Origin of the sequence: Butyrivibrio sp. WCD2001 (assembly GCF_000424485.1) — a bacterium.
GTDB lineage: Bacteria > Bacillota > Clostridia > Lachnospirales > Lachnospiraceae > Butyrivibrio.
This window is the reverse complement of the sequence record NZ_KE384200.1, coordinates 119,618-141,239: the sequence shown is the minus strand read 5'-3', so window position 1 is coordinate 141,239 and position 21,622 is coordinate 119,618. Positions and strand designations below refer to the sequence as shown.

Annotated in this window: 13 protein-coding genes and 1 other annotated feature; all 13 genes read right to left on the bottom strand. The window is 44.4% G+C overall.

Annotated elements, in window-relative coordinates; genetic code table 11:
• Positions 1-6 precede the first annotated feature (6 nt).
• A complete protein-coding gene (locus tag G630_RS0118525; RefSeq protein ID WP_026499427.1) occupies positions 7-1,605 on the bottom strand; it encodes a CTP synthase in 1,599 nt (532 codons plus the stop codon).
• 87 nt (positions 1,606-1,692) lie between these two features.
• Entirely contained in the window at positions 1,693-2,907 is a 1,215-nt protein-coding gene (locus G630_RS0118520; protein WP_026499426.1) for an LL-diaminopimelate aminotransferase, read from the bottom strand.
• Between the two features lie 235 nt (positions 2,908-3,142).
• Positions 3,143-3,751: a methyl-accepting chemotaxis protein gene (locus G630_RS22840; RefSeq protein ID WP_049946303.1), complete on the bottom strand. Its 609-nt coding sequence runs from the start codon at positions 3,749-3,751 to the stop codon at positions 3,143-3,145.
• Positions 3,752-3,779: 28 nt separating this feature from the next.
• A complete protein-coding gene (gene tuf, locus G630_RS0118510; protein ID WP_022760820.1) occupies positions 3,780-4,970 on the bottom strand; it encodes an elongation factor Tu in 1,191 nt (396 codons plus the stop codon).
• 168 nt (positions 4,971-5,138) lie between these two features.
• A complete protein-coding gene (gene fusA / locus G630_RS0118505) occupies positions 5,139-7,253 on the bottom strand; it encodes an elongation factor G (protein WP_022760819.1) in 2,115 nt (704 codons plus the stop codon).
• A gap of 48 nt (positions 7,254-7,301) precedes the next feature.
• The gene (rpsG, locus tag G630_RS0118500) at positions 7,302-7,772 is read right to left on the bottom strand and encodes a 30S ribosomal protein S7 (protein ID WP_022760818.1); all 471 of its coding nucleotides are present in this window, start codon (positions 7,770-7,772) and stop codon (positions 7,302-7,304) included.
• Positions 7,773-7,946: 174 nt separating this feature from the next.
• Complete coding sequence (gene rpsL / locus G630_RS0118495; RefSeq protein ID WP_022760817.1) at positions 7,947-8,366, bottom strand: 30S ribosomal protein S12; 420 nt, start codon at positions 8,364-8,366, stop codon at positions 7,947-7,949.
• A 221-nt stretch (positions 8,367-8,587) separates the two neighbouring features.
• Positions 8,588-12,283, bottom strand: coding sequence for a DNA-directed RNA polymerase subunit beta' (gene rpoC, locus G630_RS0118490; RefSeq protein ID WP_044928007.1), 3,696 nt, complete (start codon positions 12,281-12,283; stop codon positions 8,588-8,590).
• A gap of 68 nt (positions 12,284-12,351) precedes the next feature.
• Positions 12,352-16,212 (bottom strand): DNA-directed RNA polymerase subunit beta, encoded by a 3,861-nt coding sequence (gene rpoB / locus G630_RS0118485; RefSeq protein ID WP_022760815.1) that lies wholly within the window; start codon positions 16,210-16,212, stop codon positions 12,352-12,354.
• 208 nt (positions 16,213-16,420) lie between these two features.
• The gene (gene rplL / locus G630_RS0118480) at positions 16,421-16,798 is read right to left on the bottom strand and encodes a 50S ribosomal protein L7/L12 (protein ID WP_022760814.1); all 378 of its coding nucleotides are present in this window, start codon (positions 16,796-16,798) and stop codon (positions 16,421-16,423) included.
• Between the two features lie 47 nt (positions 16,799-16,845).
• Entirely contained in the window at positions 16,846-17,442 is a 597-nt protein-coding gene (gene rplJ, locus G630_RS0118475) for a 50S ribosomal protein L10 (RefSeq protein ID WP_022760813.1), read from the bottom strand.
• A gap of 23 nt (positions 17,443-17,465) precedes the next feature.
• Positions 17,466-17,596, bottom strand: a sequence feature (ribosomal protein L10 leader region).
• A 76-nt stretch (positions 17,597-17,672) separates the two neighbouring features.
• On the bottom strand, positions 17,673-18,815 hold the full coding sequence (gene prfB / locus G630_RS0118470; RefSeq protein WP_026499424.1) for a peptide chain release factor 2: 1,143 nt from the start codon (positions 18,813-18,815) through the stop codon (positions 17,673-17,675).
• 107 nt (positions 18,816-18,922) lie between these two features.
• Complete coding sequence (gene secA / locus G630_RS0118465; RefSeq protein ID WP_022760811.1) at positions 18,923-21,490, bottom strand: preprotein translocase subunit SecA; 2,568 nt, start codon at positions 21,488-21,490, stop codon at positions 18,923-18,925.
• Between the last annotated feature and the right edge of the window lie 132 nt (positions 21,491-21,622).

Sequence of the window (21,622 nt, the reverse complement as noted above, 5' to 3'; positions counted from 1 at the left end):
AGAGATTTACTTTGTCTCAAGTGATGCTCTTATAAATTCTCTGAAGATCGGATGAGGTCTGTTGGGTCTGGACTTAAACTCAGGATGATACTGAACTCCAATATAGAATGGATGATTCTTGACCTCAACAGTCTCAACAAGCTTTTCGTCCGGTGAAAATCCGGACAGGCAAAGACCGGCTCCCGAGAGCACTTCTCTGTAGTCATTGTTAAACTCATATCTGTGACGATGTCTCTCATTGATGAGGCTCTCTTTATAGCATCTTTCCATAAGAGTACCCTCTACGATACAGCAAGGATAGCTGCCAAGTCTGAGTGTACCGCCCTTATCTACTTCATCTGACTGCCCCGGCATGAAATCAATGACTTTATGCTCCGATGCATGTGAAAACTCGCCCGAGCACGCATCTTCAATACCCGCAACATTTCTGGCATATTCTATTACGGCGATCTGCATTCCGAGGCATATTCCAAAGTAAGGAACATTGTGAGTTCTTGCATATTTTGCCGCAAGTATCATTCCACCTATGCCTCTGTCTCCAAAGCCTCCCGGCACAATGATTCCATGGAGATTTTTCAATCTTTCCTCATAGTTATTCTCATCAAGCTCTTCCGAATCAATCCACTCGATGTTTATATGCGCATTAAATGCAAATCCCGCATGAGTAAGAGCCTCGGCAACGGAGAGATATGCGTCGTGAAGCTTTACATATTTTCCTACAAGTCCTATGTTTACTTCCTTGTTCCTGTTTTTTATCATGCTGACCATCTGTTTCCACTCATCAAGTTCGGGTTCGGGAACATCAAGTCCGAGTTCTCTGCAAACTACCTCTGAGAACTTCGATTGTTCCAGCATGAGCGGCGCTTCATACAGACTGCCAAGGGTACGATTTTCAATTACGCAGTCCTCCTTGACGTTGCAGAACAGTGATATCTTCTGAAAAATGCTGTCCTCAAGCGGTTCATCGCATCTAAGTACAATAATGTCAGGATTTATGCCCATTCCCTGCAGTTCCTTAACAGAGTGCTGGGTGGGCTTTGATTTGTGCTCATCAGAGCCGTGAAGATAAGGAACAAGCGTAACATGTATGAAGAGACTGTTCTCTCTTCCTACTTCCAAAGATATTTGTCTTACAGCTTCCAGGAAAGGCTGTGACTCAATGTCACCAATTGTACCACCAATCTCGGTGATTACTATATCCGCATCAGTCTCTCTGCCTACGCGGTACACAAAATTCTTGATTTCATTTGTGATGTGAGGAATAACCTGAACTGTAGATCCAAGGTATTCACCACGTCTCTCTTTATTAAGCACATTCCAGTAAACTTTTCCCGAAGTAAGGTTGGAATATTTATTTAAATCCTCATCGATAAATCTCTCATAATGTCCAAGATCAAGGTCTGTCTCGGCACCGTCTTCCGTGACATAAACCTCACCGTGCTGATAAGGGCTCATGGTTCCCGGATCCACATTAATATATGGATCTAGCTTCTGTGCTGCCACCTTAAGGCCTCTTGCTTTCAATAGTCTTCCCAGCGATGCCGCAGTAATTCCCTTTCCAAGTCCTGAAACAACTCCCCCTGTTACAAAAATGTACTTAGCCATATCCTCTCCCTTCTATCATAAAAAACATTACACCGAAGTATCAGTTTAGGCTGTATCCTCGGTGTATGGTCAATATTATTCAAATAATCAAAGCTTCTTAAAACGCTCTATCGCTCTTATTGTATTTTCTCTGCTACCAAATGCTGTCAGTCTGAAATAATGCTCTCCGGAAGGACCAAATCCCGATCCGGGTGTCCCTACAACATTTGCCTTTTCAAGGAGGTAGTCGAAGAATTCCCAGCTTGTCATTTCATCAGGTGTCCTAAGCCAGATGTAAGGAGCATTTATTCCTCCGTAAACTTCGTATCCGGCTTCCACCAGTCCATCCTTTATTATTCTCGCATTTTCCATATAATAAGCTATCTGCTCATTTACCTGACTTCTTCCTTCAGCTGAATATACTGCTTCGCCGGCCCTCTGAACAATATAAGGAGCTCCGTTAAACTTTGTCCCATGTCTCCTTGCCCAGAGCGGCCATAGCTTTTCACCGCCTGCAGTCAGTTCCTTCGGAACAACTGTATAGCCAAGTCTTAAGCCTGTAAAGCCTGCTGTCTTGGAAAATGACCTGAACTCGATCGCACACTCTTTTGCCCCATCACACTCATAAATACTGTGCGGAACATCGTCCTCCGATATATACGCCTCATATGCAGAATCGTATAGGATAATTGAATCATTTTTACGTGCATAATCAACCCATTCCTGCAGCTGAGTTTTATTCATCACCATACCCGTAGGATTATTGGGGAAACACAAATAAATGAGATCTGGCACCTCCTCAGGAAGTTCCGGCACAAAGCCATTTTCTTTGGTGCACTTCATATAAATAACATCTTTAAAACGCTCTGCCTGAGGATCATACTCCCCTGTCCTTCCAGCCATAACATTGGAATCAACATAGACAGGATAAACCGGATCACATACAGCTATCTTATTATCTGTGTTGAAAATCTCCTGAATATTTCCGCAATCGCTCTTAGCACCGTCTGATACAAAAATCTCATCCGGCTCTATGTTACATCCACGAGCCTTATAATCCTTCTCAGATATCGCATTTCGCAGGAAATCATATCCCAGATCCGGAGCATAACCTCTGAAAGTGTCTGCATTTCCCATTTCATCAACTGCACTGTGAAGTGCTGAAATAATTGCAGGTGCAAGAGGCTGTGTAACATCGCCTATTCCAAGTCTTATAATCTCAGCATCCGGATTATTCTCCGAATACTCCTTTACCTTTTTTCCGATTGTTGAAAACAGATAGCTTCCGGGAAGCTTAAGATAATTATTATTTATGCTCGCCATGATAAACCTTTCTACAATAATAATGAAGTGCTGACTGCTCTTCTTTTCATTAAACAGAAAAAAGGCGTCTCGGAACACACTTCCAAGACGCCTTTGCCTTTACCGATTTAATTTACAACTGTTTAGAGCGATTGTCAAGACACTTATTACGCCCATTTTGAGGTTATATCTATCACTCCCTCCGGCTATCTATTTTCCCGATTTGCTGATTTTCAAAATCTCATGAAGGATATCTTTAGTGGTCTCCATATCCTTTTCCTGCCGCTCCTGCCCTGGCCGCTTCTATGGAAGCATTGAGTGCCAGTAGATTGGTCTGTCCTGAAATGCTAAGAATGGTATCTACTATATCCTTAACCGTTCCTGCTGACTGCTGAAGGTTTGATGTCATTTCCGCTGTTTCTGCATTTATTGTCGAGGATTCATCGGACTTTGCACGAAGCTGTTTTACAAGTCTGTTACCATCACTGACATTCTCTGAAACATCATCTGAATTATTGCGCATTTGTCTGGACTGGTGCGCAATATTTTCAAGCGCCGCGGTAATATTCGAGTTCATCTCCGTCTGAGTCTGTATCGCTTCCGCTGTTAAAGTGACAGATTGTGAAATCTGCTCTGAGGATTCAGCAGTAGATATTACCTTCTCAGAAAGCGCTTCCATAGATTCGTTTGCATCTACAAGTTTGTCGGCTATCTGTTCTCCGATTTTTTTGATTGTTTCTGCATCTTCCTGCTGCTTTTTTGCAGCATCCTGAATCTCATCTATCGTTTCTTTGTTTTGCTTGCTGTTAAGCCTCACATAGAAAACAGTCCTTCGTGCGAACACGAAGGACTGCTCTATTTGCATTTTATGCGGTTAGCTCAAGGCTATGTAATTACTCAACGATTGTAGCAACCTTACCTGATCCAACTGTACGTCCACCCTCACGGATAGCGAACTTAAGACCCTGCTCCATAGCGATGGGGTGAATAAGCTCGATAGACATTGTTACGTGGTCACCAGGCATGCACATCTCTGTACCCTCGGGAAGATTGCAAACACCTGTAACGTCAGTTGTTCTGAAGTAGAACTGAGGTCTATAGTTGTTGAAGAAAGGTGTATGACGTCCACCCTCGTCCTTAGTAAGAACGTAAACCTCTGCTGTGAACTTCTTGTGGCAAGTTACAGAACCGGGCTTTGTGATACACTGACCTCTCTGGATACCGTCACGGTCTACACCACGAAGAAGAAGACCCACGTTGTCACCAGCTTCACAGTAATCCATAGTCTTACGGAACATCTCGATACCAGTACATACAGACTTAGAAGACTCTTCCTTGATACCAACGATTTCGATTTCGTCGTTAAGGTTGAGGTGACCTCTCTCTACACGACCTGTAGCAACTGTTCCACGACCTGTGATTGTGAATACGTCCTCAACAGGCATAAGGAAAGGCTTATCTGTCTCACGAGTAGGTTCAGGGATGTAAGAATCAACTGTATCCATAAGCTCCATGATCTTATCGCCCCACTCACACTTAGGATCCTCAAGAGCCTTAAGTGCAGAACCACGGATGATCGGAATATCATCTCCAGGGAACTCATACTCTGTAAGAAGGTCTCTGATCTCCATCTCAACAAGGTCAAGAAGTTCAGGATCATCAACCATATCGCACTTGTTCATGAATACGATGATGTAAGGAACACCTACCTGACGAGCAAGAAGAACGTGCTCTCTTGTCTGAGCCATAACACCATCAGTAGCAGCAACAACGAGGATAGAACCATCCATCTGTGCAGCACCTGTGATCATGTTCTTTACATAGTCAGCGTGGCCAGGGCAGTCAACGTGTGCGTAGTGTCTTGTAGCTGTCTCATACTCGATGTGAGCTGAGTTGATTGTGATACCACGCTCTTTTTCCTCGGGTGCTTTATCGATCTGATCGAAAGCAACAGCAGGGCTGAATCCTCTGTCTGCAAGAACAGTTGTGATAGCTGCTGTAAGAGTTGTCTTACCATGGTCAACGTGTCCGATTGTACCAATGTTTACGTGCGGCTTACTTCTGTCAAACTTAGCTTTTGCCATTTTTAAATATCCTCCTTAAATAAAAATGTTACTTCAACATTTTTTCTCATAATAACCGACTATATCGATTATATTAAAATTTACACTTGAAATCAAGCATAAAATAGTATAAACAAGGGCTTTGTGGCACGATTTCGTTAGAAATCGTTGCCGCCCTTAATTTATTTATTAATTTTTGTTGGAAAGTACTTTCTCCTGGATGTTCTTCGGAACAGGAGCATACTTCTCGAAGAACATAGAGTAGTTACCACGACCCTGAGTTCTTGAACGAAGGTCTGTAGCATATCCGAACATCTCAGCAAGCGGAACATGTGCTCTGACAATCTTTCCACCGCCCATGTCGTCCATACCTTCAACCTGTCCACGACGTGAGTTAACGTCACCGATAACATCACCCATGTACTCTTCGGGCATTGTAACTTCAACCTTCATGATGGGCTCAAGAAGAACCATTCCGCCCTTAGCCATAGCATCCTTGAATGCCATAGATCCGGCAATGTGGAATGCCATTTCTGAAGAATCGACTTCATGGTATGATCCATCATAAACTGTTGCATGTACACCAACAACCGGGAATCCGCCGAGAGAGCCTGCCTTCATAGCCTCTTCGATACCCTCGCTGATAGGCTGGATGTATTCCTTAGGAATAGATCCACCGACAACTTCGCTATCGAACTGGTAAAGGTTCTCTCCGTTGGCATCCATAGGCTCGAAACGAACCTTACAGTGACCATACTGACCACGTCCACCGGACTGCTTAGCATACTTACTTTCAATATCGCAAGCATTAAGAAGAGCTTCTCTGTATGCAACCTGAGGTGCACCAACGTTAGCCTCTACTTTATACTCACGAAGAAGTCTGTCAACGATGATATCAAGGTGAAGCTCACCCATACCAGCGATGATAGTCTGACCTGTCTCAGAATTTGTATGTGCTCTGAATGTAGGATCCTCTTCAGCAAGCTTCATAAGAGCTTCGTCAAGCTTCTGCTGACCAGCCTTGGTCTTAGGCTCGATAGCAAGCTCGATAACAGGATCCGGGAACTCCATAGACTCAAGGATTACGGGGTTCTTCTCATCACAGAGTGTATCACCTGTAGTTGTGTTCTTAAGACCAACAGCTGCAGCGATATCACCTGAGTAAACCTTATCAAGGTCTGAACGCTTGTTAGCGTGCATCTGAAGGATACGTCCAAGACGTTCCTTGTTATCCTTAGTACTGTTAAGTACATAAGAACCTGAATTTGCTGTACCACGATATACGCGGAAGAATGCAAGCTTTCCTACGAAAGGATCGCTGACAATCTTGAATGCAAGAGCTGCGAACGGGCCATCATCTGTTGACTCAACCTCAACCTCATTGCCATCCATGTCAGTACCCTTACAAGCAGGGATATCAACAGGTGAAGGCATGAACTCGATAACAGCATCGATAAGCTTCTGGATACCACGGTTTCTGTGTGCAGAACCACAGCATACAGGGAAAGCCTTACACTCACAAGTAGCCTTACGAAGAGCAGCCTTAAGCTCCTCCTTAGTAGGCTCTTCACCTTCGAGATACTTCATCATAAGCTCGTCATCAAGATCACAGATCTTCTCAACAAGCTCACCATGATAAAGCTCAGCATCATCTTTAAGATCTGCAGGGATCTCTCCGATTGTTACATCTTCACCCTTATCATCATTATAGATATAAGCCTGCATCTCAAAAAGGTCGATTATACCCTGGAACTGATCCTCAGCTCCGATTGGGATCTCGATCATGATAGCATTTTTCTTAAGTCTATTTCTGATCTGCTCAACAGCTCCGAAATAGTTTGCTCCAATGATATCCATCTTGTTGATGAATGCCATACGAGGAACATTAAATCCATCAGCCTGACGCCAAACGTTCTCAGACTGAGGCTCAACGCCTTCTTTTGCACTGAATACGCCTACAGCGCCATCAAGTACACGAAGTGAACGCTCAACCTCAACGGTAAAGTCAACGTGGCCGGGAGTATCGATAATGTTGATACGATGCTCCTGAGCACCGGGCTTAACCTTTCCGTTTTCCTGAAGTGTCCAATGGCATGTTGTAGCTGCAGATGTGATTGTGATACCTCTCTCCTGCTCCTGTTCCATCCAGTCCATGGTAGCAGTACCTTCGTAGGTCTCACCAATCTTATAGTTAACACCGGTGTAGTAAAGAATACGCTCTGTAAGAGTAGTCTTACCGGCATCAATATGAGCCATAATACCGATGTTTCTGGTTCTCTCCAATGGATATTGTCTTTCAGCCAAAGGTTTATCCTCCTAATAATAATCGACGTTTCCGACACCAAAATTCTATTAGAATCTGTAGTGTGAGAATGCCTTGTTTGCTTCTGCCATCTTGTGCATATCTTCTTTTCTCTTTACAGATGCACCAGTGTTGTTGAATGCATCAAGAATCTCTGATGCAAGTCTGTCAACCATGGTCTTCTCGCCTCTGTTACGAGAAAATGTTACAAGCCAGCGAAGTGCAAGAGCCTGACGTCTGTCCGGACGAACCTCGATCGGTACCTGATATGTAGCACCACCGATACGTCTAGCTTTTACCTCGAGAGCGGGCATGATGTTGTTCATAGCACCCTCGAATACTTCAAGAGCAGGCTTACCAGCCTTCTCCTCTACCTGTGCGAATGCACCATATACGATCTTCTGTGCAACACCCTTCTTACCATCAAGCATAACTGTGTTGATAAGCTTGGTTACAACCTTGTTATCGTATAAAGGATCCGCTAATACGTCACGTTTTACAATATGTCCTTTACGCGGCACGGTTCTTCCCTCCTTTAGAATCGCAGATGAGTGTCAGTCTTCATCTGTTTACTATAGATCATAGGTACTCACTAATTTTAGTGTACGTGCGGTTCTCTTAATTCTATATATTAAATATGAAAAAAAGTACCAACACTTAATAAAAATTAGATCTTGTTATGATAGTTACTTAGATTACTTTGCAGCCTTAGGTCTCTTTGCGCCGTACTTGGAGCGAGCCTGCTTACGGTCTGCAACACCTGCTGTGTCAAGAGTTCCACGGATAATGTGATATCTTGTACCAGGCAGGTCCTTAACTCTTCCGCCACGGATGAGAACTACGCTATGCTCCTGAAGGTTGTGACCTTCTCCGGGGATATAGCTTGTTACCTCGATACCGTTTGAAAGACGTACTCTGGCGATCTTTCTAAGAGCAGAGTTAGGCTTCTTAGGTGTAGCGGTCTTAACTGCTGTGCATACGCCTCTCTTCTGAGGAGAAGATGTATCAATCGCCTTCTTGTGAAGAGAATTGAAACCTCTCTGAAGCGCAGGAGCTGTAGACTTCTTCTCGGAAGTCTGACGACCTTTACGAACTAACTGGTTAAATGTTGGCATTCCTTTCACCTCCTGTATTAATTGGTAAAACATTTATGATAAACAAGTTATCTCCTGACATGAGAAAACCCGCAATCACCGACATGCATCAAGCGAAAGGGCATAGTTACCCTCTCGCTCGTCGCACAGTTTTTAAGTATAAATATATAAATTTGCCTTGTCAAGCACAATCTAATTAAAATTGCACTATTTTATATACTTTTCATAATTTCGAAAAGTACTTACTCCTCATCATCAGCTACAACTACTTCTTCTGCATCTGTGTCGAGGTCAGTAATAATCTCATCGTCATCATCAAGACGCTTCTTTAAGATGAGCTTCTCGGGATCCTTGAAGTTTGCATCTGTATTGAGCGCTGTGTTGCGATAACGCTTCATACCTGTACCTGCAGGAATCAGCTTACCGATAATAACATTTTCCTTAAGTCCGATAAGCGGATCAACCTTACCCTTAATAGCTGCATCTGTAAGAACCTTTGTGGTCTCCTGGAATGAAGCTGCTGACAGGAATGAGTTGGTTGCAAGCGCTGCCTTGGTGATACCAAGAATAACCTGCTTGCCTTCAGCGGGCTTTTTGCCTTCGCTGATAAGTCTTTCGTTGTCATCCTCAAAGTCGAGTACGTCAACAAGTGTTCCGGGAAGGAAGTTTGTATCTCCGCTCTCCTCAATACGAACCTTCTTGAGCATCTGACGAACGATAACCTCGATATGCTTATCGCAGATATCAACACCCTGCAGACGATAAACTCTCTGAACCTCGCGGAGCAGATAATCCTGAACTGCACGGATTCCCTTGATCTTAAGAAGATCATGAGGATTTACACTACCTTCTGTAAGCTCGTCACCGGCCTCAACCTGCTCGTTATCCATAACCTTGATTCTGGATCCGTAAGGAATGAGATATGCCTTGGACTCTCCGGTCTCATTGTTTGTGATGATAACCTCGCGCTTTTTCTTTGTATCCTTAATGGTAGCTGTACCATCAAGCTCTGAAATAATAGCAAGTCCCTTAGGCTTTCTTGCCTCGAAAAGTTCCTCAACACGGGGAAGACCCTGTGTGATATCGCCACCGGCAACACCACCGGTATGGAAGGTTCTCATGGTAAGCTGTGTACCGGGCTCACCGATTGACTGAGCAGCGATAATACCAACTGTCTCACCAACCTGAACAGGCTCACCTGTTGCCATGTTTGCTCCGTAGCACTTAGCACAGATACCGATGTGTGAACGGCAGGTAAGGATTGTACGAATCTTAACCTTTGTTACAGGATCACCATTACTGTTAACACCCTCACTGAGAATTCTCTTAGCACGGCTGGGCGTAATGATGTGATTCTTCTTAACAATGATGTTACCATCCTTATCCTTGATGTCCTCACATGTATATCTTCCTGTGATACGATCCTCTAAAGGCTCGATCATAGCCTTACCATCCTTGAATTCCTTGACGGTAATTCCGGGGATAGTAGCCTTTCCTTCACTACAGTCAAGCTCACGAATGATAAGCTCCTGAGATACGTCAACCATTCGACGTGTCAGGTATCCGGAATCGGCTGTACGAAGAGCTGTATCTGACAGACCCTTACGAGCACCATGCGCTGACATGAAGTACTCCAGAACATCCAGACCTTCACGGAAGTTTGACTTGATAGGAAGTTCGATTGTACGACCTGTTGTATCAGCCATAAGTCCACGCATACCTGCGAGCTGCTTGATCTGCTGATCACTACCACGGGCTCCGGAATCAGCCATCATGTGGATGTTGTTGTACTTATCAAGTCCCTTAAGAAGTACATCTGTAAGTTGTTTATCTGTCTCCATCCAAGTCTCAACTACAAGACGATAACGCTCTTCGTCTGTCATAAGACCACGACGGTAGTTTGTTGCAATCTCATCAACTACTGCCTGAGCCTTATCAAGCATCTCCTGCTTCTGCGGAGGCACTGTCATATCTGCGATTGATACAGTCATGGCAGCTCTTGTTGAGTAGTGATAACCTGTAGACTTGATCTTATCAAGAACCTCTGCTGTAGCAAATGTTCCATGAGTATTGATCATATTTGTAACAATCTTCTTCAGCTGCTTCTTACCAACCATGAAGTCGATCTCAAGCTTATACTTGTTCTCCGGTACGGAACGATCTACAAATCCAAGATCCTGAGGAATGAACTCATTAAACAGGAATCTTCCGAGTGTAGATTCAACAAGTCCTGATTCTTCCTCACCGTTCTCGTTCTTACGGCTTACACGGATAGTAATCTTTGACTGAAGTGTAATGTAATCATTTTCATATGCAAGGATAGCTTCATCAATGCTCTTGAAGAACTTACCCTCGCCCTTAGCACCTTCACGCTCCTGTGTAAGATAGTAGATACCAAGGACCATATCCTGAGTAGGAACGTTTACAGGGCCACCATCTGAAGGCTTAAGCAGGTTATTGGGAGCAAGCATAAGGAATCTGCTCTCTGCCTGTGCCTCAACTGACAGCGGAAGATGTACAGCCATCTGGTCACCGTCGAAGTCCGCATTGAAAGGCGTACATACGAGAGGATGAAGCTTAATAGCTTTACCTTCTACAAGGATGGGCTCAAACGCCTGAATACCAAGTCTGTGAAGTGTGGGAGCACGGTTAAGCATTACAGGGTGCTCTTTGATTACATCCTCAAGCACATCCCATACCTGCTCATCAAGTCTCTCAACAAGCTTCTTGGCATTCTTTATATTCTGTGAGATTCCTCTGGAAACAAGTTCTTTCATAACGAAGGGCTTGAAAAGCTCAATAGCCATTTCCTTAGGAAGTCCGCACTGATATATCTTAAGTTCAGGGCCTACGACGATAACTGAACGTCCTGAATAGTCAACACGCTTACCAAGGAGGTTCTGACGGAAACGACCGCCCTTACCTTTAAGCATGTCTGAAAGTGACTTAAGTGCACGGTTTCCGGGGCCTGTTACAGGTCTTCCACGTCTACCGTTATCTATAAGGGCATCAACTGCCTCCTGAAGCATACGCTTCTCGTTTCTTACGATAATATCCGGAGCTCCAAGGTCAAGGAGTCTCTTCAAACGGTTATTACGGTTGATGATACGACGATACAGATCATTAAGATCTGATGTAGCAAAACGTCCACCATCAAGCTGAACCATAGGACGAAGATCCGGAGGAATTACCGGTATGCAGTCAAGAATCATCCATGACGGATCATTACCTGACTCACGGAAAGACTCAACAACCTCAAGTCTCTTGATGATACGCTGTTTCTTCTGTCCGCTTGAAGTATCAAGGCCTTCCTTGAGTTCCTGATACTCTGCCTCAAGATCGATGCTCATAAGAAGCTCTTTTACAGCCTCTGCACCAATGCCGGCACGGAATTTTCCGCCCCACTCTTCACGAGCATCCTGATACTCTTTTTCTGAAAGAACCTGCTTGTACTCAAGGTTAGTCTCACCTGCATCAAGAACTATATATGATGCGAAATAGAGAACCTTCTCAAGTACTCTGGGTGAAAGATCAAGGATAAGGCCCATACGGCTGGGAATACCCTTGAAATACCAGATATGTGATACAGGAGCAGCAAGCTCGATGTGGCCCATACGCTCACGACGAACACTGCTCTTTGTTACCTCAACGCCGCAACGGTCGCAGATAACACCTCTGTAACGAATCTTCTTATACTTTCCGCAGTGACACTCCCAATCCTTTGTGGGTCCGAAAATCTTCTCACAGAAGAGACCGTCTCTCTCAGGCTTAAGTGTACGATAGTTGATTGTCTCAGGCTTTAATACTTCGCCATGTGACCACTCTCTGATCTTCTCAGGAGAAGCGAGACCAATCTTAATTGCGTCAAAAGTCATTGGCTGATATGTCGGTGCTGCTGAAGATCTTCCGCTTGAAGCATCGTTTATTGCTTTATTCATTGTAGAATCAGACATTCGTAACCTCTTTTCTGTTGTTTACATGATTGCAGTTACTTTATTACCGCATATTAAAAGTTGTCATCAAGACCGTCTGCAGCATCAAATTCTTCCTCGAAAGCTGCTCCGTCTTCATCTTCAGTCACAAGCTCTCCGTCTTCATCAAAAGCCTGTGTCTGATAACCGTTCTCAGCAAGATTCTCACGATCGTAATCGCGGTTAACCTCACCTTCGATCTCATAGCGGTAGTCAGAATCACTGTAATCAACTGACTCCATGATCTCAACCTCTGTATTATCCTCGCGAAGTACGCGTACATCCAGACCAAGTGACTGGAGTTCCTTCAAAAGGACCTTGAAGGATTCAGGTACTCCGGGTTCAGGGATATTATCACCCTTAATGATAGCTTCGTAAGTCTTAACACGACCAACAACGTCATCAGACTTAACTGTAAGGATCTCCTGAAGTGTATAAGCTGCGCCATAAGCCTCAAGAGCCCAAACTTCCATCTCTCCGAAACGCTGTCCACCGAACTGAGCCTTACCGCCAAGAGGCTGCTGTGTAACCAGTGAGTAAGGGCCGGTTGAACGTGCATGGATCTTATCATCAACAAGGTGATGGAGCTTAAGGTAATGCATGTGTCCGATAGTGGTCGGTGAATCGAACGGAATACCTGTGCGTCCGTCGCGAAGCTGTACCTTACCATCTGTGTGGATCGGAACACCCTTCCAAAGCTCTCTGTGATCTCTGTTGTCATATAGATACTTCATGATCTCGGGATCAACAGAATCTTTATATTTCTCTTCAAACTCTTCCCATGAGCTGTTTACATAATCGTTAGCCATGGTCAGAGTAGCCTGTATATCTTTCTCGTTAGCACCATCAAAAATAGGTGTTGCAATATTGAATCCAAGAGCCTTAGCAGCAAGTGAAAGGTGAATCTCAAGGACCTGTCCGATATTCATACGAGAAGGCACGCCAAGAGGATTAAGCACGATATCCAGCGGACGTCCGTTAGGCAGGTACGGCATATCTTCAATAGGAAGCACGCGGGAAACGACACCCTTGTTACCGTGACGACCAGCCATCTTATCTCCGACTGAAATCTTTCTCTTCTGTGCTATATAAATACGAACTGCCTGGTTTACACCCGGGCTGAGTTCATCACCATTCTCTCTTGTGAATACCTTGGCATCAACAACGATACCATACTCACCGTGAGGAACCTTAAGTGATGTATCTCTTACCTCACGTGCCTTCTCACCGAAGATGGCACGAAGGAGTCTCTCTTCTGCTGTAAGCTCTGTCTCTCCCTTAGGAGTAACCTTACCTACAAGGATATCACCCGCACGAACCTCTGCACCGATACGAATAATTCCGCGATCGTCAAGGTCCTTAAGTGCTTCATCGCCGACACCGGGAACATCTCTTGTGATTTCTTCAGGTCCGAGCTTTGTCTCACGAGCTTCTGCTTCATACTCTTCAATATGAATAGAAGTGAATACATCGTCACGAACAAGTCTCTCACTAAGAAGAACAGCGTCCTCGTAGTTATAACCTTCCCATGTCATAAATCCGATAAGAGGGTTCTTACCAAGACCAAGCTCACCCATGTAAGTGGAAGGACCATCAGCGATAACCTGACCTGCTTTAACATGGTCACCCTTGAATACTATAGGTCTCTGGTTATAGCAGTTACTCTGGTTACTTCTCTGGAACTTGATAAGGTGATACTCTTCCTTCTCACCGTCATCATAAGTCATCTGAATAAGTTTGCTGTCAACAAAGTCGATAACACCATCTTTTTTAGCAACTACGCAAACACCTGAGTCAACAGCTGCCTTCTGCTCCATGCCTGTTCCTACTGCAGGTGCCTCTGTTGTAAGAAGCGGTACTGCCTGACGCTGCATGTTTGATCCCATAAGAGCACGGTTAGCATCGTCATTCTCAAGGAAAGGAATAAGCGCTGTAGCAACTGAGAATACCATTCTCGGTGATACGTCCATGTACTCGAACATTGTCTTCGGATACTCGGAAGTCTCCTCTCTGTAACGGCCTGAAGCATTATTCTTCTTGAAATAGCCGTTCTCATCAAGAGGTGTGTTAGCCTGAGCTACATGGAAATTATCTTCTTCATCCGCTGTAAGATACTCAACCTCATCAGTTACACGAGGGTTCTGAGGATCTGTGCGATCTACCTTACGATAAGGAGCCTCTACGAAACCATACTGGTTAACTCTTGCATAACTTGCAAGTGAGTTGATAAGACCGATGTTGGGTCCTTCAGGAGTCTCGATAGGGCACATACGTCCGTAGTGAGTATAGTGTACGTCTCGAACCTCGAATCCTGCTCTGTCTCTTGAAAGACCGCCGGGACCAAGTGCGGAAAGACGACGCTTATGTGTAAGCTCACCAAGAGGGTTGTTCTGATCCATGAACTGTGACAGCTGTGAAGATCCGAAGAACTCCTTAACAGCAGCCTGTACAGGCTTGATGTTGATAAGGCTCTGTGCTGAGATCTCATCTGCGTCATGAGTTGTCATGCGCTCACGAACAACACGCTCAAGTCTGGAAAGACCAATTCTGTACTGGTTCTGTAAAAGCTCACCAACACAACGGATACGACGATTACCAAGGTGATCGATATCATCGTCATGGCCAATACCATATTCAAGGTGCATATTATAGTTAATGGAAGCAAGAATATCTTCCTTAGTAATGTGCTTAGGAATAAGCTCGTTTACATTCTTTCTGATAACGTCAGCAAGGCTCTCAGGATCCTTATCAGCATACTCTGTAAGAATATCTCTGAGTGCAGGATAATAAACATCCTCAGTAATTCCGAGCTCTTCAGGATTACAATCGATAAAGCTTGTAATATCAACCATCATATTAGAAAGAACCTTGATATTACGCTCCTCGCCCTGAATAAGAACATAAGGAATACCTGCATTCTGAATGTCAGTTGCAAGAGCACGATCAACCTTTGTGCCTGCAGCTGCAATCATCTCGCCTGTGTTCTCATCGATAACATCCTCTGCAAGAATCTGCTTATTAATTCTGTTCTTGAAGTGAAGCTTCTTATTGAACTTATAACGTCCAACCTTTGCAAGATCATATCTTCTTGCATCAAAGAACATAGCTGTAATAAGGCTCTCTGCACTTTCTACGCTAAGAGGCTCGCCGGGACGAATCTTTTTATACAACTCAAGAAGACCACTCTGGTAATCAGTCGAGGGATCCTTTGTAAATGAAGCCTGGATCTTGGGCTCATCACCAAACAGGTCTAAAATTTCTTCGTTGGATCCGATTCCAAGCGCACGAATCAGGACAGTAACCGGTACTTTTCTGGTTCTGTCTACTCTTACATAAAATACGTCATAGGAATCGGTCTCATACTCGAGCCATGCACCACGGTTAGGAATAACGGTGCATGCGATAAGCTTTTTACCGATCTTATCGCGAGTAATATCGTAATAGATACCGGGGGAACGTACAAGCTGGCTGACGATTACACGCTCTGCTCCGTTGATAACGAAGGTTCCGGTTGCTGTCATAAGAGGAAGATCACCCATAAAAATCTCATGCTCTGCGATCTCTCCGCTCTCCTTATTGTTAAGACGGACCATAACCTTAAGCGGTGCTGCAAAAGTTGCATCTCTCTCTTTACATTTCTCGATTGTGTTCTTGTTTTTATCGATTTCATCTTCACAAAGCTTGAAATCAACAAACTCAAGACTCAGCTTACCGCTGTAATCTTCAATAGGAGAGATATCGTCAAAGACCTCTTTAAGGCCCTCGTCAAGGAACCATTGATAGGAGTTCTTCTGAACTTCGATCAGGTTCGGCATCTCCAGGACTTCCTTCTGGCGCTGGAAACTCATACGTACATTCTTACCAGTACCACTAGGATGCAATCTGTTTTTTTCCATTGACATTCACCCCGTTCTTATTTTTTATTTGGCTGCTGAGCTGTTGTACTCTAAAAAAGCGCGCAAAAGCCCACCACTCCACAATAGTGCATCATCCATTGTACAACAAGCTTTTTCGCGCGTCAAGTAATTTTTTTATCTATTTTTTTGAAACGAAAAAGGGAAGATACCTGCGTATCTTCCCTTCAGTAAATTCATAAGTGATGGATTACTTAAGAGTAACCTTAGCACCCTCAGCCTCAACCTTAGCCTTGATGTCATCAGCCTCTTCCTTAGAAGCGCCTTCCTTGATCATCTTAGGAGCATTGTCTACAAGATCCTTTGCTTCCTTAAGACCAAGACCTGTGATCTCACGAACAACCTTGATAACCTTAACCTTGTTAGGACCTACTTCTGTAAGCTCTACGTTGAACTCAGACTTCTCTTCCTCAGCACCTGCTGCTGCGCCGCCTGCTGCTGCTACAACAACACCTGCTGCTGCTGATACGCCGAACTCTTCCTCACAAGCCTTAACGAGATCGTTAAGCTCAAGAACTGATAACTCTTTGATTGCATCGATAATCTCTGCTGTAGATAACTTTGCCATTATTATTTACCTCCATTAAAAATAAGTTTGTTTTCAAAATTAAAATATTACTCAGCTGTTGTTGCTGCTGCCTCTTCAGCAGGAGCCTCAGCTGTCTCTGCTGCGGGAGCCTCCTCTGCAGGAGCTGCTTCTGCTGCAGGTGCTGCTTCTTCACCGCCCTCAGCCTTCTTCTCAGCGATCTGCTTAATAACGCGAGCGAAGTTTGTGATAGGTGACTGCATAGAACCAAGCAACTTGGAAAGCAACTGATCCTTGGGAAGGATGTTTGCGATCTCCTTGAGTGCCTCTGCATCATACAGCTTGCCCTCGATCACACCACCTTTGATCTCAAGTGCCTTTGCCTTCTTTGCGAAATCGCAGAGCACACGTGCAGGAGCTGCAGGATCTGTCTCGGAAATAGCGAGTGCGCTGGGTCCGTTAAGAAGATCTGAAAGCTGCTCAAAATCTGTGCCCTTGAATGCGAAGTTCATCATCGTATTTTTGTAAACCTTGTAGCTGACGTTCTCAGCACGAAGCTTTCTACGAAGCTCTGTGTCCTCAGCAACAGTTAAACCACGGTGATCTACAAGTACGAGTGCCTGAGCGTTCTGAATTTTCTCAGAAATCTCTTTTACTACGGGCTGTTTTAATTCAACCTTTGCCATCTTTTTACCTCCTTATAGAATTTACCGCCAAAGAAAAACCTCTTATCACAAAGACAAGAGGTATAAAAGTCATATTAAAACTTTTTCCTCGGTAGGCGCTGTGCTTACGTCATCAAATGACACCTACTGTCTTCGGCTGGTCATAACGACCTTGAGTAGATTAACACAATAATACAACTGTGTCAACAACTTTTTTCAAAAGTTTATAATCAGTTTCTTAATATTTGATGTTACTCTTCTTCTGTGTCTCCAACAGGCTTACCACCGGTTGCGAGCCACTTAAGATACGCATTGATGAACGGATCAAGATCCCCATCAAGAACTCCGTCAGCATTAGACGCCTTAAAACCTGTTCGAGTATCATTAACCATTGTGTAAGGCTGAAGGACATAGGATCTGATCTGACTTCCCCATGCGTTATCCATTACCTCACCTCTGATACCTGCAAGCTTCGCTGCCTGCTCTTCCTGTTTCATAATGAAGAGCTTTGCTTTCAGCATCTGCATTGCCTTGTCCTTGTTCTGGAACTGAGAACGCTCATTCTGACAAGCAACTACAACACCTGTAGGAATATGTGTGATACGCACAGCAGATGATGTCTTATTGATGTGCTGTCCACCCGCACCACTTGAACGATATGTATCAATTCTAAGGTCATCAGGGTTAATGTCGATATCTACATCTTCCTCAATATCAGGCATGATATCACAGGAAACGAATGATGTCTGTCTCTTAGCCTGTGCATTGAACGGGCTGATACGAACAAGTCTGTGAACACCGTGCTCTGACTTAAGAAGTCCGTAAGCATTAGTTCCTGAAATCTGGAATGTAACCGACTTGATTCCGGCTTCGTCACCATCGAGATAGTCAAGAACTTCTGTTGAGAAGCCCTTTCTCTCAGCCCATCTGGTGTACATTCTGTAGAGCATTGATGCCCAGTCGCAAGCCTCTGTTCCACCTGCACCTGCATTAAGTCTGAGGATTACATCATATTTGTCATAAGGTCCGTTCAAAAGGTTACTGATACGGATTTTCTCAAGAGTATCTTCAAACTGATCAAGCTCTGACCTGATCTCTGCAGCCATATCGTCATCATCAACACCCTCTTCATTCTGAAGGTCGATGAGATCCATCATATCGTCGTACTGTTTGTGAAGGCCTTCTACCTCTGCAACAAGATCCTGCATGTTCTTAAGATTTCTTGTCTTCTTGTTGGCCTTCTCAGCATCATCCCAGAAGGTAGGCTCTTCCATCTCACGGGAAAGCTCTTCGATCATTTTCTTCTTTGAATCAAGGTCAAGTGAACCTGTCACCTCGTCGAGAGTCCCCCTCAGGTTTGAGAGTTCAACCTTCATCTGATCTAAAATTACCATACTTGAATCCTTCCATAAAAAAACTTGGATTATAATTCCATCCAAGATAAACCTCATCCGGCCGCTTCGCGGCCACCTTCCCCTTAAAAAGGGGAAGGCAGTAATTGTTACTGCATTCTGCCGTGGCAGTTTTTGAATTTCTTACCGCTTCCGCAAGGGCATGGATCGTTGGGATAGACCTTGGCTTCCATACGCTTAACGGGTTCCTTCGCAGCACTGTCGTCCTTATTGGTACCTGTTACCTTTGCAACCTGCTCACGCTCCACCTTCTCTTCGATGTGAACGTGGAAGAGAAGTCTTACGGTATCTTCTTTGATGTTACGTGTCATCTCATCGAACATCTCAAAACCGGCAAGCTTGTACTCAATCTTAGGATCTCTCTGAGCGAAAGCCTGAAGGCCGATACCCTGACGAAGCTGATCCATATCGTCAATGTGGTCCATCCACTTTCTGTCGATAACCTTAAGGAGGATTACACGCTCGATCTCACGGATTGTCTCGGGTTCCGGGAACTCCGCTTCTTTTTCCTCATAGAGCTTAACTGCCTCTTCCTTGAGCTGCTGCTTAAGGCCGTTCTTGGTAAGCTTGTTGATCCGTCCGCGATTGATCTTCTTAAGCGGAATCGTAGGAAGCAGAAGCTCATTGAGCTCTGTAAGATTCCACTCATCGGAATCGGTCACCTCTCCTACTACTGTCTCCACAGCCTCCTCAACTATATCCGTAATCATCTTATAAACAGTATCACGCATGCTGTCACCGTTAAGAACACGTCTGCGCTCGTCATAGATGATCTCTCTCTGCTCATTGTTAACCTGGTCATACTCAAGAAGGTTTTTACGAATACCGAAGTTGTTATCCTCGATCTTCTTCTGAGCTGACTCGATTGCTTTTGACAAAGCCTTATGCTCAATCTCCTGTCCCTCCGGAATACCAAGGGAATTAAACATAGAGATAAGTCTCTCTGAACCAAACAGTCTAAGAAGGTTATCCTCAAGTGAAAGATAGAACTTTGATTCACCGGGATCTCCCTGACGTCCTGAACGTCCACGAAGCTGATTATCTATACGTCTACTCTCATGACGCTCTGTACCCACAATCTTAAGACCGCCGGCTGCAAGTGCCTCGTCATCAAGCTTAATATCGGTACCACGTCCTGCCATGTTGGTAGCGATTGTAACAGCGCCGTGTTTTCCTGCCTCTGCGACAATCTGTGCTTCCATCTCATGGAACTTCGCATTCAATACGTTGTGCGGGATTCCTCTCTTTTTAAGGAGCTTACTTACTTCCTCTGAAGACTCAATTGTTATGGTACCAACCAGAACAGGCTGTCCCTTTTCATGAGCTGCCTGAACAGCATCAGCTACAGCATTGAGTTTCTCCTTCTTTGTTTTGTAAACAGCATCCTGAAGGTCCTTACGGATAACAGGTCTGTTGGTAGGAATCTCTATAACGTCCATTCCGTAGATATCACGGAACTCGCGCTCCTCTGTTAGAGCAGTACCTGTCATACCACACTTTTTCTCGAACTTGTTAAAGAAGTTCTGGAAAGTAATGGTAGCAAGTGTCTTGGATTCTCTCTTAACCTTTACATGCTCCTTAGCCTCGATAGCCTGGTGGAGACCATCTGAGTAACGACGTCCGGGCATTACACGACCGGTGAACTCATCGACGATAAGTACTTCATCATCTTTAACAATGTAGTCGTGATCCTTCGCCATAAGGTTGTTTGCGCGAAGAGCAAGGATTATGTTGTGCTGGATCTCGAGGTTTTCGGGATCAGCAAGGTTATCTATTCTGAAGAAGTTCTCAACCTTAGCAACACCCTGTGCAGTAAGGTTTACAAGCTTATCCTTCTCATTAACTATGAAATCTCCGGACTCCTCCTGCTCGATACCCATGATGGCATCCATCTTGGAGAACTCTTCCATATCAGCACCGCGAGTCATCTGCTTAGCGAGGATATCGCAAGCCTCGTAGAGCTTTGTGGACTTGTCGCTCTGACCGGAAATAATAAGAGGTGTACGGGCTTCGTCGATAAGAATTGAGTCAATCTCATCGATGATGGCGTAATTAAGTCCGCGAAGAACGCACTGCTCTTTGTAAATAGCCATATTATCACGAAGATAGTCGAAACCTAGTTCATTATTGGTAACGTAAGTGATGTCGCAGTTATAAGCTGCCTGTCTCTCCTCACTGTTCATGCTGTTAAGAACAACACCGACAGTCAATCCGAGAAACTCATGAACTTTTCCCATCCACTCAGCATCACGCTTAGCAAGGTAATCGTTGACCGTTACAACATGAACACCCTTACCTGCAAGTGCATCAAGATATGAAGGAAGGGTAGCCACAAGGGTCTTACCTTCACCGGTACGCATCTCTGCGATACGACCCTGATGAAGAATAACTCCACCTATAAGCTGAACGCGGAAATGTTCCATACCGAGTACTCTGCATGCTGCCTCACGAACAGTGGCATATGCCTCGGGCAAAATGTCGTCCAGCGTCTCCCCACTCTCAAGTCTCTTCTTGAATTCATCGGTCTTAGCCTTCAGTTCTTCATCGGAAAGTTTCTTCATCTCAGGCTGCAGACTCTCGATCTTATCTACAGTTCCCTGGATTCTCTTAAGCTCTCTCTCGCTGTGTGTACCGATGATCTTATCAATAATGCTCATTTCTTAACACTCCGTTTAAATAATTACATGTAAAAAAGTAGGAGGCCTCTGATTCGCCTCCTACTTTAATAAAGACAAAATCTCACATGACATTCTAACAAATAACAAAAATATTATCAACATAAAACATGG